Source organism: Sphingobacterium siyangense (assembly GCF_023277505.1).
Lineage (GTDB): Bacteria > Bacteroidota > Bacteroidia > Sphingobacteriales > Sphingobacteriaceae > Sphingobacterium > Sphingobacterium siyangense.
This window is the reverse complement of record NZ_CP080574.1, coordinates 1,351,363-1,369,124: the sequence shown is the minus strand read 5'-3', so window position 1 is coordinate 1,369,124 and position 17,762 is coordinate 1,351,363. Positions and strand designations below refer to the sequence as shown.

14 protein-coding genes are annotated in these 17,762 nt (G+C 40.7%); 2 read left to right on the top strand and 12 right to left on the bottom strand.

What is annotated here, in order from left to right:
- Window positions 1-115: 115 nt before the first annotated feature.
- The 12 genes from ftsA to mraZ are packed head-to-tail and all read right to left on the bottom strand — an operon-like array spanning window position 116 to window position 14,086.
- Window positions 116-1,492 (bottom strand): cell division protein FtsA, encoded by a 1,377-nt coding sequence (gene ftsA / locus K2F45_RS05560; RefSeq protein WP_070564959.1) that lies wholly within the window; start codon window positions 1,490-1,492, stop codon window positions 116-118.
- Between the two features lie 25 nt (window positions 1,493-1,517).
- Window positions 1,518-2,354: a cell division protein FtsQ/DivIB gene (locus K2F45_RS05555; RefSeq protein WP_075991288.1), complete on the bottom strand. Its 837-nt coding sequence runs from the start codon at window positions 2,352-2,354 to the stop codon at window positions 1,518-1,520.
- A complete protein-coding gene (gene murC, locus K2F45_RS05550) occupies window positions 2,347-3,702 on the bottom strand; it encodes a UDP-N-acetylmuramate--L-alanine ligase (RefSeq protein ID WP_075991287.1) in 1,356 nt (451 codons plus the stop codon). Before murC ends, K2F45_RS05555 begins: the two co-directional genes overlap by 8 nt.
- A 7-nt stretch (window positions 3,703-3,709) precedes the next feature.
- Complete coding sequence (gene murG / locus K2F45_RS05545; protein WP_145328212.1) at window positions 3,710-4,813, bottom strand: undecaprenyldiphospho-muramoylpentapeptide beta-N-acetylglucosaminyltransferase; 1,104 nt, start codon at window positions 4,811-4,813, stop codon at window positions 3,710-3,712.
- Between the two features lie 13 nt (window positions 4,814-4,826).
- A complete protein-coding gene (locus K2F45_RS05540; RefSeq protein WP_145328211.1) occupies window positions 4,827-6,032 on the bottom strand; it encodes an FtsW/RodA/SpoVE family cell cycle protein in 1,206 nt (401 codons plus the stop codon).
- A 30-nt stretch (window positions 6,033-6,062) separates the two neighbouring features.
- A complete protein-coding gene (gene murD, locus K2F45_RS05535; RefSeq protein WP_201668854.1) occupies window positions 6,063-7,436 on the bottom strand; it encodes a UDP-N-acetylmuramoyl-L-alanine--D-glutamate ligase in 1,374 nt (457 codons plus the stop codon).
- 2 nt (window positions 7,437-7,438) lie between these two features.
- A complete protein-coding gene (mraY, locus tag K2F45_RS05530; protein ID WP_075991283.1) occupies window positions 7,439-8,683 on the bottom strand; it encodes a phospho-N-acetylmuramoyl-pentapeptide-transferase in 1,245 nt (414 codons plus the stop codon).
- A gap of 4 nt (window positions 8,684-8,687) precedes the next feature.
- On the bottom strand, window positions 8,688-10,148 hold the full coding sequence (locus tag K2F45_RS05525) for a UDP-N-acetylmuramoyl-L-alanyl-D-glutamate--2,6-diaminopimelate ligase (RefSeq protein ID WP_248933073.1): 1,461 nt from the start codon (window positions 10,146-10,148) through the stop codon (window positions 8,688-8,690).
- Between the two features lie 2 nt (window positions 10,149-10,150).
- On the bottom strand, window positions 10,151-12,268 hold the full coding sequence (locus tag K2F45_RS05520; RefSeq protein ID WP_248933072.1) for a penicillin-binding protein: 2,118 nt from the start codon (window positions 12,266-12,268) through the stop codon (window positions 10,151-10,153).
- An 8-nt stretch (window positions 12,269-12,276) separates the two neighbouring features.
- Window positions 12,277-12,690 carry an FtsL-like putative cell division protein gene (locus K2F45_RS05515; RefSeq protein WP_075991280.1) on the bottom strand — a complete coding sequence of 138 codons (414 nt, stop codon included), beginning with the start codon at window positions 12,688-12,690 and terminating at the stop codon, window positions 12,277-12,279.
- Between the two features lie 15 nt (window positions 12,691-12,705).
- Window positions 12,706-13,620: a 16S rRNA (cytosine(1402)-N(4))-methyltransferase RsmH gene (gene rsmH / locus K2F45_RS05510; RefSeq protein ID WP_201665956.1), complete on the bottom strand. Its 915-nt coding sequence runs from the start codon at window positions 13,618-13,620 to the stop codon at window positions 12,706-12,708.
- A gap of 4 nt (window positions 13,621-13,624) precedes the next feature.
- Window positions 13,625-14,086: a division/cell wall cluster transcriptional repressor MraZ gene (gene mraZ, locus K2F45_RS05505; RefSeq protein WP_070564930.1), complete on the bottom strand. Its 462-nt coding sequence runs from the start codon at window positions 14,084-14,086 to the stop codon at window positions 13,625-13,627.
- A 435-nt stretch (window positions 14,087-14,521) separates the two neighbouring features.
- Between mraZ and aspS the strand changes: the two genes are divergently transcribed.
- Both aspS and K2F45_RS05495 read left to right on the top strand, forming a co-directional pair.
- On the top strand, window positions 14,522-16,273 hold the full coding sequence (aspS, locus tag K2F45_RS05500) for an aspartate--tRNA ligase (protein WP_088160414.1): 1,752 nt from the start codon (window positions 14,522-14,524) through the stop codon (window positions 16,271-16,273).
- Between the two features lie 96 nt (window positions 16,274-16,369).
- The gene (locus K2F45_RS05495; protein WP_248933071.1) at window positions 16,370-17,758 is read left to right on the top strand and encodes a LutB/LldF family L-lactate oxidation iron-sulfur protein; all 1,389 of its coding nucleotides are present in this window, start codon (window positions 16,370-16,372) and stop codon (window positions 17,756-17,758) included.
- Window positions 17,759-17,762: the final 4 nt, after the last annotated feature.

Genomic DNA, 17,762 nt, shown 5'->3' with positions numbered 1-17,762 from the left:
GAAGATGATATCAAAACGAATCAAACCCACTATATGTAATGTAATAATAATATAATTTCAACAAAAGTTTTCCACATTTGTTAAATTGTGGAAAACTTCAACTATTGTGGAAAACTTACTTCTTATCTAAAAAACTTGCGTCATCGATTTCGTTGCCGTCTTTGATAAAACGTTTGAACCATGACAATAATCCTTGCTCTTTTTGTTGTTGTTCAGAAACCTCTTTTGTTGTCACCGTAGCAGCCTGCACTTTTTTCGATGGGGCGTGCATTTCTCTACGACTATCTTCTTCTTCCTCATGGGATTGAATTCCCTTAATCAACAAGCCAATACTTGTTGCGTACAAAGGACTTTTCAATTCTTCAAACAACGGTTTTGGTAAAACCTCATTCTTAGAAAGATATTCATTCGGAAATCCGATACGACAATCTATCCCAGTAATATACTCAACAAGTTGTACCAGATGTTTTAATTGAGCACCACCACCGGTAATAACAATACCACCGATCAGCTTATTTTCATATCCAGAAGATTTGATTTCATAATACACGTGCTCAATAATTTCTTCCATTCTAGCTTGAATAATATAAGCCAAATTTTTAACGGAAATTTCCTTTGGTTCACGACCTTTCAATCCTGGCACACAAATCACCTCATTTTCTTTATTTTCATCAGCTAGAGCCGATCCGAAACGAGTTTTCAACAATTCAGCCTGAGAACGCAAAACAGAACATCCTTGACGGATATCTTCCGTTACAATATTACCGCCTAAAGGAATCACAGCAGTGTGACGAATAATTCCTTCATGGAAGATGGCAACATCCGTGGTTCCACCACCGATATCCACTAATACAACGCCAGCATTTTTTTCGTCTTCATCCAATACAGCTTCGGAAGACGCTAAAGGCTCGAGAATTAATTCAGCAACTTCCAGATTGGAATTATCAATACATTTCTTGATATTTTTAATATCCGTCACACGTCCCGATATAATATGAAAATTTGCTTCAATACGACGACCAGCCATACCGATTGGTTCGCGAATTCCGGGTTCGTTATCTACCGTAAACTCTTGTGGTAAAACATGTATAATTTCTTCTCCTGGAGGCAGTACCAGTTTATACATATCCGAAATCAGTCGTTCGATATCGCGTCGAATGATTTCATCATCACCATCAGTTTTGGTAAATATTCCACGGTGTTGAATACTTTTGATGTGTTGGCCAGCAATTCCCACATTCACCACTTTAATATCCACATTGGACTGTGCTTCGGCTATCTCGACAGCCTCTAAAATGCTTCCCACAGTTTTCTGGATATTAGCAACCACCCCTCTGCTTACACCTGCAGAGTCAGCTTTGCCCACACCTAATAATTCAATTTTGTTTCCTGAGCTACGTCTCCCAACCGTAACACAAATTTTGGTAGTACCAATATCGAGTCCCACGATAATTGGGTTTTCTCTTTCAATTTCTGCTGCCTTTGAGTTCATAATTTCCTGTATTGTTGCTGTATTACTATAATGTATTATTTGCTACTTTTTTTGTTTGATCATCTGAAAAACTCCAGTTTCCCCTCTTTTCACAGATAATCTGACCTCCATATTTTACGTTGACAACACCGTAAGCATTTATACCCACTTTTGGCATGATCTGCGTATAAAAGGTCTTTAATAATTCAAATTTTTGTTCCAATGAATCTGCCGATCCAACAATCAACTGCTGTGTCCCTATACGAGGCACAAGTTCAATATCCTTATCCCCGTTGACATATATCTGCACAACTTGATTACTCCATAATTCATCGTTTTTGATAAACTCAATAACCTTTACCAAATCTTTAACCAAGGGCGTTGATATGGTATCCAGTGCTTCATTATATCCTTCTGCGATGTTACCCGTTGCAACCATGATATGCGGTATATACTTCAACGTTGTCGGTATCTTCAACCCATTGGGGTCCACATAAAATTCTTTTCCATTTTTGTTGATGACCCGCATGACAGCCTCGCGCTGACTAATATTAATTCTGATCGTACCATCCATATCGGCATGTATACTGGCATCGGAAACATACGGTAATTTGCGCAAGGTTTTTTCAACCTTTTGAAAGGGAATTCCATTGACTTTCTTTCCCGCGAAACTACCATAGTTTTGTTCTATCAGTTTGGAGATATCAGCCTGATCAATAAAAGCTTCTGTGCCTTCAATGACAATTTTAATCTCTTTACAAACCTGCTGCTCATCACGTTTCCCCACAATAGTCATAATCACGACGACAACTATTACGCCGATAAAAAACAGCGTAAAGTAGAGTACACGATTCCATTGTATGTTACGTAGTTTTTTAAGCATGCCCTAAAATTTCCTGTAACGGTTTAACCAATTTGTCAATATCACCTGCCCCAACTGTAACAATCAGTTCCGGCTTTTCATCGCGCGCGAATTCCAAGACTTCTTCTGCAGTTACAAGCTGTTTTTTCTCTGCCGTAATTTTATCCAATAACCAACTCGAATTGATCCCTTCAATTGGAAGTTCCCGAGCTGGATAAATTTCCATTAACAACAGATTGTCTGCCATGGACAGTACCTCTGCGAAACCATCCACAAAATCCCGTGTACGGGTAAATAAATGCGGCTGAAAGACCACATTTAGTTTTTTTGTGGGATACAATTTGCGCATCGAAGTTAAAAATGCACGCAGTTCCTCTGGATGGTGCGCATAGTCATCGATATACACCGCTCCAGGTTTACGGACAATATATTCAAACCTTCTTTTTACTCCTTTGAATGTTGTCAATGCTTTCTTGATCGCTTCATTTTCAATCCCAAGTAAACGGGCTACTGCAATCGCGGCTACCGCATTTTCAACATTATGGGTACCAGGAATACCTAAATGGATATCGTCTATCCGCCCGTTGGTATCTTGGTAGTCAAAAAAGAACTCTCCGTCGCGTACATGCACATTGGAAGCATATGCATCAGCGATTTCATGGCCTGAATAACTTATTTGTCCAGCAAACTCGAGGCCTTTTTTTATAATACGTGTACCTCCTTCAACTACTTTATCCAAGAACAATTGGAATGATTCGAGCAGATGGCTGCGATCTCCATAAATGTCCAAATGATCCGCATCAGAAGAAGTTACTATTGCGATATTGGGGTGAAGCGTCAGAAATGAGCGATCAAACTCATCAGCCTCAACCACAACTGTATTATTATTTCCATAAAGCACATTGGTACCGTAATTAGAACTGATTCCGCCCAAAAAGGCAGAACAGTCGTAACCCGAATCTTTCAATACATGTGCCACCATTGTAGAAGTTGTCGTTTTACCATGTGTACCGGCAACAGCGACCGTAAATCTACTCTCACTAATGATCCCCAAAACCTGCGATCTCTTATATAGTATATGTCCTTGAGATTCCAAAAAAGCTTTAATCTTCGAATCTTTAGGAATGGCTGGTGTAAAAATGACTAATGTCTCCGCTGTAGGTACGTGAAAAATAGCATCAATCGTATTGATATCATCCTGATATGAGATCGCGATTCCTTCCTTGACTAAGGTTTTAGTCAGCTCAGTTTCTGTACGGTCATATCCATTCACCTCACAGCCCAAATGCTTAAAATAGCGCGCAAGACCACTCATGCCTATACCACCTATTCCGATCAAGTAAACTTGTTTTATTGCATCTAGATTCATACTTCGTCTATTTTTTATTTACCAATTTATACACCTCCTCGGCAATCTGCACGTCAGCATTCAACTTACCGAGTTTTTTAATATTTTCACTTAATTGTGCGACATGATCTGCGTCTTTTAATAAAGTTAAAGCAGCAGGCACCAGGTCTTTTTTTGCATCACTATCCTTAACCAACAATGCAGCCCCCTTATTGACCAATGCCATTGCATTTTTGGTCTGATGGTCTTCGGCCACATTGGGCGAAGGCACAAGGATAACAGGCTTACCGACTACACAGAGCTCAGAAATCGTACCCGCTCCGGCGCGGCTAATAATTAAATCTGCCGCTGCATAAGCATAGTCCATACGTTGTAAAAAGGCCAACATCTTAATATTCTGTGGCAATTTCCCCGCTAACTCTTCCTGCAACTTTTCGACATAGAAACTACCGCATTGCCAGATTACTTGCACATCCTCTCCCTTTAATTCATTTAGGTAAGCAAGCACACTTTCATTTAATGTTTTAGCCCCCAAACTTCCACCGAGCACCAAAATTGTCTTTTTGTGTGGATCTAACCCAAAGAACGTTAAAGCTTCTTCTCTTTTCCCTGCAATCGCTATAGACTCACGTCTTATTGGATTCCCTGTGAGTAACAGCTTCTCCGCAGGAAAAAATTGCTCCATCCCCTCATAGGCGACACATATTTTTGCTGCCTTTGCCCCAACTTTTTTATTGGTCACACCTGCATAGGAATTTTGTTCCTGTACAACGGTTGGCACGCCCAATTTATTCGCCATCATTAACAAAGGTCCGGAGGCAAAGCCCCCTACACCTACAGCCACATCCGGTCTAAAATCCTTAATTACACTTTTTGCCATATTCAAGCTTTTCATAAGCTTAAATGGCAAGAAGATATTTTTCCACAGCTGTTTTCTATTGATCCCCTGGATATCAAGTCCAATAATTTGATAACCGGCAGCTGGCACTTTATCCATTTCCATCCGGCCATTGGCACCCACAAATAGAATTTCATTTGCAGGATCCATTGCCTTCAGTGCATTTGCAATTGAAATCGCCGGAAAGATATGTCCTCCGGTTCCACCACCACTAATAATTACACGAATTGCCATGCTCAATTTTTTATTATGCTGGAATTGATCCTATAACCACTTTTTTCGGTTTAGGCTTTTCATCCAGCTCTTCTTTACCTTTTAATTCTTCAATATTTCTGCTCACACTCAGGATAATTCCTAAAGCGACACTCGTAAATAAAATAGATGTTCCTCCCATACTCACGAGTGGAAGCGGAACCCCCGTAACTGGTCCTAAGCCTACAGCAACAGCCATATTTGCTAGGGCCTGAATCGTCAAACTAAATCCCAAACCCGCTGCCAGAAAAGTACCGAAAGCTTTGGGACTCATCGTGACAATACGTATACATCGATACATAAAGGCCAGATATAGAAATAGCAGGATTACCCCACCGACTGTCCCGTACTCCTCTATAATAATAGCATATATAAAATCTGAGTAAGGATGCGGCAACACATTACGCTGCACGCTATTTCCAGGTCCTTTTCCAAAAAGCCCACCCGTTGCTATCGCAATTTTCGCATTGTTTGCCTGATAATTTTTATCATCCTGGAAGGATACCGGCGTCGTTTCATCTTTCTTCTCTACACCAAAAAAAGACTTCACACGACTATAATAGGTTGCACGCCGAGGACCAATAGAAACGACTATAATTCCTAGCAAAACAACCCCAGCAGATACAATAGCAATCTGTTTAAAGGATATCCTCCCGATCAAAAGCAATAAAACACTCACTCCAAATAGCATAATCGCAGTGGACATGTTGGCCCATGCAATCAACACGAAAACCCCACATACGGACCCCATGATGGGCAAAAATGACTTTTTCACATCTTTGATCTCCTCCTGTTTCCGGGATAACATCCGTGCAAGAAAAACAATCAATGACAGTTTTGCTAAATCTGACGTTTGGAATGTCATCCCAATACCTGGTATGGTCAACCAACGACTGGCCTGGTTTACGCTACTTCCAAAAGCTAAGGTGAATAGCAATAAGGGAATTGTAATTCCCATTAAGATTTTGGAAATCCCTGCATAATACCGATAATCCAACTTGTGAGAAAGATACATGAGGACAAAGCCAATAGCGATAATAGAGAAGTGCTTTAACAAATACATTTCTGTTCCCTTCCCTTCTTTATACGCCAACGTACCCACCGAACTGTATACAGCCAAGAGTGACCATCCCGATAAGATAATCACAATGATCCATATCCATCGATCACCCTTCAATTTAGACATTATATTCTGTAGCATATCCTTCCTCCTCTTATTGGGTTACACCATTTATAATTCCATTACAGCCGCTTTAAATTTATCGCCACGATCTTCATAGTTTTTGAACCAATCAAAACTAGCACAAGCAGGAGACAATAAGACGGTATCACCTTTTTGGGCCAGGTGTGAAGACAATACCACGGCATCTTGCATGGAGGTACTGTTGACAATAATCTCCACATCTTGTTCAAATGCTTTATGAATTGCAGCCGTATCTTTTCCCAAACAAACAATAGCGCGCACTTTGTCTTTGACCAAATCAGCAAGCATACTGTAATCATTTCCTTTATCTACACCTCCTAATAACAATACGATTGGTGTAGAGAAACTTTCCAAAGCATACCATACCGAATTTACATTCGTTGCCTTTGAATCGTTAATGTAATTTACACCGCCGATACAGGCGACATGTTCCAGGCGATGTGGAATATTCACATACGAGCCCATGCTCTCTTTCATCACTTGATTTCTCAATTCCTGCACTTTCGCAATTAACCCAGAAGCCATGCTATTATAAATATTATGCTTCCCCTGCAATGACAATTCCTCAGCTCTCATAGTGAATGTATCGTTATTTGGTGTATTAATAATTATTGTTTTATTGGCATTTAAATAAGCGCCCAATTCAACAAGTTGTTCCTGTGTAAAAGGCAAATAAGTCCCTTTACTATGATGTCTTTCCAATCCTTTAATTGTTTCTGGATCGTCCAGGCAGTATATAAAATAATCGTTCTCCGTTTGATTCTGAATCATCCTAAATTTTGAATCCACATAATTTTCCATTTTATGGTCGTAGCGATCCAAATGATCAGGCGTAATATTCAATATAACAGCAACATCTGCTCTAAAATGGTACATATCGTCCAGCATAAAGCTTGATATTTCCAAGACATAGCAATCAAACTGTTCTTTAGCTACCTGAAGCGCAAAGCTCTTTCCAATATTACCGGCCAATCCAACATTTAAACCGCCATGCTTAAGCATTTCATAAGTCAACATCGTCGTCGTAGACTTTCCGTTTGATCCTGTAATACAGATTAACTTTGCGTCGGTGTATTGTGCAGCAAATTCAATTTCTGCAATCACGGGTATATTCTTTGCTTTCAGAGCGACCACCAAAGGCACCGTCTCTGGAATACCGGGGCTCTTCACAACCAAAGCGGCATTCAAAATCCGTTCTTCATCGTGGTTACCTTCTTCAAAAGCTATTCCCTCGGCTTTCAATTGTTCCTTATAGTGGTCCGCAATCAGTCCTTTATCTGATACAAATACATCAAATCCCTTTTCTTTTCCAAGAATAGCCGTTCCAACACCGCTTTCGCCGGCGCCTAAAATGACCAAACGTCCAGATTGAGGATAATATATTGTTGCAATGTTTGACATCATTATCTAATTTTCAATGTTACAATAGTAAGAATGGCCAATATGATTCCTACAATAACAAAACGTGTTACAATTTTCGCTTCGTGATACCCCTTCTTCTGAAAATGGTGATGTAATGGCGACATCAAAAAGATCCGTCTACCCTCACCATATTTCTTCTTCGTGTATTTGAAATACGACACTTGAAGAATAACCGACAGGTTTTCCAACAGAAATACACCACATAAAATCGGAATCAACAGTTCTTTCCGGATCAGGATAGCAAAAGCAGCAATTATACCGCCTATTGCCAAACTTCCCGTATCACCCATAAAAACTTGGGCAGGATACGTGTTATACCATAAGAAACCTACGCAGGCTCCCACAAATGCTCCGGCGAAAATCACAAGCTCTCCCGAATTAGGGATATACATGATATTGAGGTAATCCGAAAAAATTACGTTACCCGACACATACGCTAAAATTGCTAAAGTGACACCGATGATAGCAGAAGTACTCGTGGCCAAACCATCGATACCGTCCGTAATATTTGCGCCGTTTGAAACTGCCGTAACGATAAAAATAACGACAACTAAAAAGACGACGAAAGTCAGATAGTCGCTCTGTAATCCGAATATTTTAAACACCTTAGCATAATCAAACTCATTATTTTTATAAAACGGAATATTTGTCTTAGATGATTTCACGTTTTCAGCATAGGTCTTCTCACCTGTACCTTCATTGATAACCACTTCAACGGGCTTGGTAGAGGTTGGTTTATCCACCCCTTTTCGAACAACGATATCTGGATGAAAGTACATCGTACAAGCAATTATGGCTCCCAAGCCAACTTGTCCAACAACCTTAAACTTACCAGCTAAGCCCTCTTTATTATGTCTAAAAACCTTTATATAATCATCTAAAAATCCAATTGCACCCATCCAAAGTGTTGTCACAATCATGATAATCACATAGATATTCGTCAATTTTGCAAATAATAAGGTCGGGATAAGGATACCTGCAATGATGATGATCCCACCCATTGTTGGCGTACCAGCTTTCTTTTTTTCTCCTTCAAGCCCCAAATCACGAATTGTCTCGCCAACTTGCTTATTATGCAAGAATTGAATCAATTTTCCCCCAAAAACCGTGGTAATAATCAATGAAGCGATTACAGCCATAGATGTCCGAAAGGAGATGTATTGAAACAACCCTCCTCCAGGTATATGAATATATTCGCTAAGCCACGTAAAAAGATGGTACAACATATTTCTATTGTTCGTTAAATGTATTCTCTAAAACTTCTTTATCATCAAAATGATGCTTCACACCATTTATATCTTGATATTTCTCATGTCCTTTTCCTGCCACTAGGATAATATCGCCGGGGCTAGCTAGCTGATATGCTGTGCGTATTGCTTCCTTACGATCCGCTATAGAAAGCGTCTTCACTTTTTGATCCGTCGCCACACCAGCTTCAATATCTTTAATAATCTGATAAGGATCTTCTGTACGTGGATTGTCGGAGGTAATCAAAAAACGATCACTATAGCGCAAAGCTGCTTCAGCCATTTCAGGTCGTTTGGTCTTATCCCGATCGCCGCCGCATCCTAACACCGTAATGATTTTTTGCTCTGGGCGTCGCAATGAACTTATAGTCTTCAACACATTTTCAACCGCATCAGGTGTATGCGCGTAGTCTACGATTCCAAAAACACCCGAAGGCGATTTCATCGTTTCAAATCGTCCTTCTGCACCTTTCAAGGTACTGAGTGCGGTCAACACTTTCACCGTTTCCTGCTCCAGCAAGATAGCGGCAGCATAAACCGCCAAAAGGTTATATGCATTGAAATCTCCGATCAATTTCACCCATACTTCCTGTCCGTCAACACTCATCAACATACCATCGAAATGGCTTTCGATCACCTTTGCTTTAAAATCTGCACCGGAACGCAAGCCATAGCTCTTCCGGTGTGCCACTGTATTTTGAAGCATGACCTGGCCATTTCTATCGTCAGCATTCGTCAAAGCAAAAGCATTCGCATCCAAATCATCGAAAAACTTCTTTTTCGCTTTAATATAGTTATCAAAAGTTTTATGAAAATCAAGGTGATCATGCGTAATATTCGTGAATATTGCACCCGCAAACACCAAGCCTGCAATACGTTCCTGAACGACAGCATGTGAACTAACCTCCATAAATGTATAGTCACAGCCATCATCAACCATATCCCTTAACAATTTATTCAATTGAATAGGGTCTGGTGTTGTATGTGTTGCTGGTATAATCTTCTTTCCAATCTGGTTTTGCACCGTAGATAATAAGCCTACATGGTAGCCCAACTCAGTAAACAGTTGAAACAACAATGTAGCTACTGTCGTTTTACCATTTGTGCCGGTAACACCGACCAACTTCAGCTGTTCCGAAGGATTTCCGTAGAAATTAGCAGCAGCCACACCCAAAGCATAAGCAGAATCGGCCACTAAGATATAGGCGACAGAGTCTAATGTCTCTTTTGGTAACTCTTCTACAATAACGGCTCTTGCTCCCGAAGTAATTGCCTTGTCTACAAACAAATGACCATCTGTTTGAACACCTCGCACTGCGATAAACAAACTTCCCAACTCCACTTTTCTGGAATCAAAGCACAAAGAGTGCACATCGACCTCTTCAAGGTTCCCTACAACCTGCTGTACAGGAATAGCATGCAATACTTTTTTTAAATCCATCATTACTACTTAAGTTCTAAATTTATCGCCGTTCCAAAAGGCAGTTTCTGCCCTGCAGCTAACGACTGCATTCCCACTCTTCCTTTTCCTGTCACGTGCGCTTTAAATCCGGCATTCTCCACAACATATAAAGCATCCATCAATCCCATTCCAACAACATTCGGAACGATTCCTTCTTTATATTTTAAATCTATGAATGGTACGCCTCGTGTCGAGGTATCCACCTCTCCCCGCGCAATCGTATCCCAATTCACGGTATTAATCCCCAACTTATTGTACACTTTTTTACTAGCTTCCTTCGACCCCTGCAAAGTCAATGGCATTCTTCCGCCCACATTGACTGCTTTAAACGTCTTTTTCCCCTCCATTTCCATATCGTTTGCATATACCATGTCTGCAAGCTCTTTAAATACAGGACCTGCAATCGATGCCCCATAATATCCATTTCTCGGATTACGAATCACGACAATAATGGAATATTTTGGATCTTCAGCTGGAAAATACCCAGCGAATGAAGATTGATATCGTCTAGCACCGTACCCTCTCGAGCCATCAGCCATCTGTGCCGTTCCTGTTTTACCACCAGAGCTATACAATGGGCTAGCAACACTTCTACCTGTCCCTTCAGTCATAACGCCTTCCATCATTCCCCGCACCTCTGCTAAAGCATGATCCGAGGCGATCTTTTCATTAATGACTTTCGCTTGAAACGTTTGAATTGTATTTCCTAAATGCCGAATTTCTTTAACAAATAGCGGCGCTATCAACTTACCATTATTTGCGACAGCATTATAAAATGTCAACGTTTGCAATGGCGTAATTTTCATTTCATAGCCGTAAGCCATCTGTACCAGCGACAACCCACTCCAGCTTTTACTTTTTGATGTTTTCACCAAGGGAACTCCTTCGCCTGGAATCTGCAGATCTAGCGTTTTTCCAAAACCAAAAGAATGCAGTTTTGATGTAAACTGATCTGGGTTATCTTTATAAGCCTGATAAACAAACTTAGTAACACCCACATTCGACGATTCCTCAAAGGCCCTTTTCGCAGAAATTATAGACTTCTTAGGCGCATGTGAATCACGAATGGTATGCTTGTAAATTGGCCAATTACCATTACCAATATTCACTGTTGTACTCGAGTCTATTTTCTTATCATCAATCAAAGCCAAATAAGAAGCCAACTTAAATGTTGAACCTGGATCTGCACTTTGCGCAATTGCAAGATTGAACTTTTCACGATAGACCCCATCTTTATCACGCATAAAATTGGCCACCGCACGCACCTCTCCTGTTTTCACCTCCATCATCACAACACAGCCCTCATCCGCGTTACTTGTAATCATCTGCTTCTCCAGGGCCCTTTGCGCCATATCCTGCATATTCACATCAATGGTCGAGATAATATCAGACCCATCAACCGGAGCAACCTCAATATCTTTGTTGACAGGAATCCATACCCCACCGGCAATACGCTGCATTAACCTCTTCCCGCTTTTTCCGTCGATATATTCTCCATACGCACCTTCCAGTCCAACATGAATATCTTCTTTCACATTTTTATAACCGATGGTCCTCGCAGCGAGATTGACAAAAGGTAAAATGCGCTTATTCTGCCTATCAGTAATCAAACAACTTGGAAAACGTTCCTTGTTGACACGAGCAGATTTAAGTAAAGGAAATTGTTTTACCCGTTTTAAATCCTGATGTGACACATTACGTTTGAGCAACAAGTAGCGTTGTTTTTTATTGCGCGCCTGTTTTAATAATGTCAAATACTGCCGCGATGATTTATCTTTAAAAAAATCAGCAAGTTTAATAGCCAAGGAGTCAACTTTCAAATTGAAATACTCTTCATCCTCTTCCGGAATAGCCATTGCATCAAAACGAAGCTCATATTCAGGCACTGATGTAGCCAACAAGCTTCCGTCATTTGAATAGATATTACCACGAGCAGCCTCCACCTCTCGTTCCTGAATAGAAAGGCTATCCGCTAAAGCTTTCCAATGCTCTCCATCGACATACTGCAACTTTGTCATTTTTCCAAATACCAAAAACGCAAGTAGTACGATAAGCCCAAAAGCAAAATAGACACGAACAAGAATCGTATTTCTGATACTCATAACTCTTCCTATTTATCTTCCTTATTCTCTATAACTTCAACTTTGATCGGTGGCTCCACACGCTCTTTCAATCCCAGCGAATCTACACGTTTGGCAATTTCTGTCTGTGTAGACATTTTCATCAGTTCGGCGGAGAGCGATTTATGATCCCAGCCCAACTCCTTCACCTCTTTACTCACTTTATCGATACTCCGAATAGTTCGCTCTGCAAAATGACGATTGGAAATATACAACAACATCAGAAAAGCGATAAAGGCTCCAAACGGCAAGTACTGCAATATTTTATTTAACGAAAGGTCTCCAACGGTAAAAAGCGTTTTAATAAACGCTTCTGTTTGTTCCGCCTTTTCTTCGACAGTTTCTTGTAGTTCCTCCTGAACTTCTTCACTCAATTCTTTCTGTCTTATCGTATTTCTGCTCATCCTCTCGCTCCATTTTTAAGACAAATCCAACTTTTCAGCAATACGCAGTTTCGCACTGCGCGATCTATTATTTAACGCCAACTCTTGCGCAGATGCCGTAATTGCTTTACGGCTCAACACATGAAATGGCTTAATTTCATTTCCAAAAAAATCCTTTTCAACTTCTCCTTTAAACTTCCCTTTGGCCATAAAATTTTTGACCAAACGATCTTCCAGAGAGTGATAGGACATCACCGCCAATCGACCTTCAGCATGTAGCACATCAACTGTTTGCAACAAAAACTCCTGTAAGGCTTCCAACTCGCGATTCACTTCTATACGAAGCGCCTGAAATACCTGCGCATGATACTTATGTTCTTTACCTTTCGGAACCATCCGTTGAATCACCTCTTTCAATTCGGCAACAGTCTGGATTGGCTGTGCCAAACGTGCAGTAACAATTGTTTTCGCAAGCGACTTGGCATTCATGATTTCACCATACATCCCAAAAATGCGGTGAAGATCCTCCTCCGAATAAGTCGCCAAAAGCGACTTCGCATCTAAATCACCAACTTGATCCATACGCATATCCAGATCCGCGTCAAAGCGAATAGAAAACCCACGATCAGCCGCATCAAATTGATGCGAGGAAACACCTAAATCTGCCAAAATACCATCTACAGAACGTACTCCTTCCAATCGAAGGCTATTCTTTAAAAACCTAAAGTTTTGATGTATCAATGTAAAACGAGGATCGTCAATTGCATTCTCCAATGCATCGGGATCCTGATCAAAAGCAAACAGCTTCCCTTTTGGCCCCAATCTCTTCAAAATCTCCCGAGAATGACCACCACCACCAAAAGTTACATCCACGTAGATACCATCCGGCTTAATAGCCAAAGCATCCATGCATTCTTGCAACATTACCGGAACATGATATACATTCTCCATACGCTTATAGTCCAAAATTAATATCCCCCATTACCTCTGCCGCCAAAGATGATATATCCTCTACTCCGCCATCACCCATCAATTCCTCATATCCTTCTTTTGACCAAACCTCAATCTTATTAAACTGACAAGCCAAAACCAATTCAGTGCTTATGCCCGCAAATTCCAACAAACTTTTTGGTAACAAAACACGCCCCGCAGCATCCAACGTTAATTCCGTAGCGCCACGCGTAAAAGCACGAACAAACGCCCGTACTTTAGGATCGAATTGATTCAATTTCGCCAGCTTAGCCGTCATCAAATCCCACTCTTCTCTTGGATAAAATACCAGATGTTTCTCAAAACCGCGATTCACTACAAGGCCATCCCGCTCTACATGAGGCATTTGCCTCTTGAGCGCAGCTGGCAACACCATTCTTCCTTTGGCGTCTAACTTGCATTCGAATTCTCCGATCAACTGAGTCATGTCGTCAATTATCCTATTCTAATTTAAATGTAAAAGTATACACTTTCTCCCACTTTCCCCCACTTTATCACATAAAAAAGTTTTCCACATCGACAAATAGCTACAACAAACAGAAGTACTCTTGGAATGAAACACATGTAAAACCTTATTTACAAGCAGTTAAACCCCAATTTATCAGCAAAACAAACTATTACACGAGACACGATTTTTCGCTCTTTTTTTTATCAAAATCAGAAATGAATTGTAAAAATTTCCTCTTTAGAAATTTAATTTTACCCAATTTTTCTCTCAAAAGGGGGCAAAGTGGGAGACAACAAAAACAGAAAGAAAAGATGTGGAAGAAAGTGGGAGAACGCTACTCAAATAACCTAAACAGAATTCGTTATTGTCGAGTAAAACCAATAATTTTGCGTCAAATATAATTTTCATAACGATATGCACAGAACACACACTTGTGGAGAATTAACACTAGCTGACTTAGGGAAAACGGTTACCCTAAGTGGATGGGTTCAAAAATCGCGCGATTTGGGCGGTATGACTTTCATCGATGTTAGAGACCGATATGGTATCACACAATTAACGTTCAATGCAGATGATGATGCTTCCTTGCGCGCAAGTGCCCGTGAGCTCGGAAGAGAATATGTCATCAAGGTAACCGGAGAAGTTATCGAACGCTCTAATAAAAATGCTAAAATCTCCACTGGAGACATTGAAATCAAGGTTTCAAATCTTGAAATATTAAATGCCGCTAAATTACCCCCTTTTACAATAGAAGATGAAACAGATGGTGGTGATGACATCAGAATGAAGTTCAGATACCTGGATTTGCGTCGTAACCCCGTACGTGAAAACCTTATTTTACGTCATAAGACCTCACAAGAGGTACGCCGTTATCTTGACTCCCAAAACTTCCTGGAAGTAGAAACTCCATACCTGATTAAATCAACTCCGGAGGGAGCACGCGACTTTGTCGTACCTTCCCGTATGAATCCTGGAGAATTTTATGCGTTACCACAATCCCCACAGACCTTCAAACAATTATTGATGGTTTCAGGATTTGATCGCTATTTTCAAATTGTAAAATGTTTTCGTGATGAAGATTTGCGTGCAGACCGCCAACCAGAATTCACGCAAATAGACTGTGAAATGTCTTTTGTAGAACAGGAAGATGTATTAAATATCTTTGAAGGACTTGCAAAACATATCTTCAAAACAATCAAAGGTATCGACTTAGGCAATGTTCCGCGTATGACTTACGCAGATGCGATGCGCCTTTACGGATCAGACAAACCGGATATCCGTTTCGGAATGCAGTTTGTTGAACTAAACGAGGTTGCCAAAGGAAAAGGTTTCCCTGTATTTGATGCAGCAGAGTTAGTGGTTGGTATCAATGCGGAAAATTGTGCACATTATACCAGAAAACAACTGGATGCTTTGACCGATTTTATCAAACGTCCACAGATTGGTGCAACGGGCTTGGTATATGCGCGCGTGAATGAAGATGGTTCAGTGAAGTCGTCCGTTGATAAATTTTTCACGCCAGAACAACTGTCGGCAATTGCAGAAGCGTTCCACGCGAAACCTGGCGACTTATTGTTAATTATGGCTGGTGGAACAGACAAAGTTCGCAAACAACTCAATGAATTACGCCTTGAAGTTGCGTCACAACTTGGTTTCCGCAACAAAGAAACCTTTGCTCCATTATGGGTCGTTGATTTCCCACTATTGGAATGGGACGAAGAAAGTGGCCGTTTCCATGCAATGCACCACCCATTCACTTCACCAAAACCGGAAGATATACCGCTTTTAGATACCAATCCCGGAGAAGTAAGGGCAAATGCCTATGACTTTGTTTTAAACGGTGTAGAAGTAGGTGGTGGATCAATCCGTATCCATGACAGAGAGCTTCAATCGCTCATGTTCAAACATTTAGGATTCAGTCCTGAAGAAGCAAAAAAACAATTTGGATTCCTTATGGAGGCCTTTACCTTCGGTGCTCCTCCACATGGCGGATTGGCTTTTGGTTTTGACCGACTAGTATCCTTATTGGCAGGTTTAGATTCTATCCGTGACGTCATTGCCTTCCCAAAAAACAACTCGGGAAGAGATGTTATGATTGACGCACCGTCAACCATTCACCAAGAGCAGCTGGACGAGCTAAGCTTAAATATTGCGATAAAAGCATAAATTATTTAACTCGATTTTCGAGAAACAATTTATTAACAGTATATTTAAAAGTTGGTAATTTTTACCAACTTTTTTTGTGAAAAATTAGCAGATTAGATGGCAGAGAGTACCGCTAATACGTTTATTAAGGAAAGTGCGCAAAAAGCATTTGACACCAAACACCGCGATATTATCAATTACAATATCGACAAATACAGCATGGCTTTCGAAAAAGGCAAGAGCAAATTTGCGGACCTTGAAAATAGCAAGATAAAAGCGAGCCTGATCAAATGGAAGGTCATGGAAAATCTCGATCGCTATTTGTTGCAATTTGAAGCAAACTTCACGGCTCGGGGCGGAAAAGTAATCTGGGCCAATGATGCTACGGAAGCCTTGGACGAAATCTATTCGATCATTGCGCGTAAAAAAGCAAAATCTGTTGTAAAGTCAAAATCGATGGCGACAGAAGAGATCGAGCTTAATCATTTTCTGGCCTCCAAAAATATTGAAGCCATAGAAACTGATCTTGGCGAGTATATCATTCAGCTGCTGGATCAAAAACCTTATCATTTTGTTACGCCGGCCATGCATTTGAGCCTGGAAGATATTGCCAAGCTTTTTCACGAGAAATTTGACACACCGCTAGATGCATCTGCGGAGCAACTTACAATGAAGGCCCGTGAATTACTTCGAGATCGCTACCTATCGGCAGAAATTGGGATTACCGGAGCCAATTTCTTAATTGCAGAAACTGGAAGTATAGCAATTACCGAAAATGAAGGAAATGCCCGATTGACATCGACCTTCCCCAAAACACATATTGCCGTCGTTGGAATAGAAAAAATCATTCCTAACGTACAAGATTTAGAAGTCTTTTGGCCACTCCTATCCACACATGGCACGGGTCAAAATCTAACAGTATACAACACGCTACTCACTGGGCCAAAACAGCCTTATGAATCAGATGGCCCCGAAGAAATGTATGTTATACTGCTTGACAATGGCCGCAGCAAGCTCTTAGCGCAAAAAGAACAACGTCAGGGTTTGTACTGCATCCGTTGTGGCGCCTGTTTGAATGTATGTCCAATCTACCAGAACATCGGTGGACATACCTATGAAACGACATATCAGGGACCAATTGGATCGCTCATATCGCCACATTTGAATGGTATGAAGGAATTTAAACACCTAAGCTACGCTTCCACACTCTGTGGAAAATGTACTGAGGTCTGCCCTGTTGGTATTGACATACAGCGCATGCTTCTCGTCAACAGAAAAGATTCAGTCGATCAGGGTCTGGCAACAAAAACGGAACAAAAAGTATGGCAGTGGTTCACCTACGGGATAATGCGAAGAAAACTAATCGATTTTTTTGGTGGGAAATTCAAAAATTTCTTTCTCAAAAAACTCTTTCAGAAAACCTGGGGAGATCAACGGGAACTACCCAAATTGGCCGACAAATCTTTCTCCAAACAATGGAAAGAACATCAAAAAAATAAAGAATAACAAA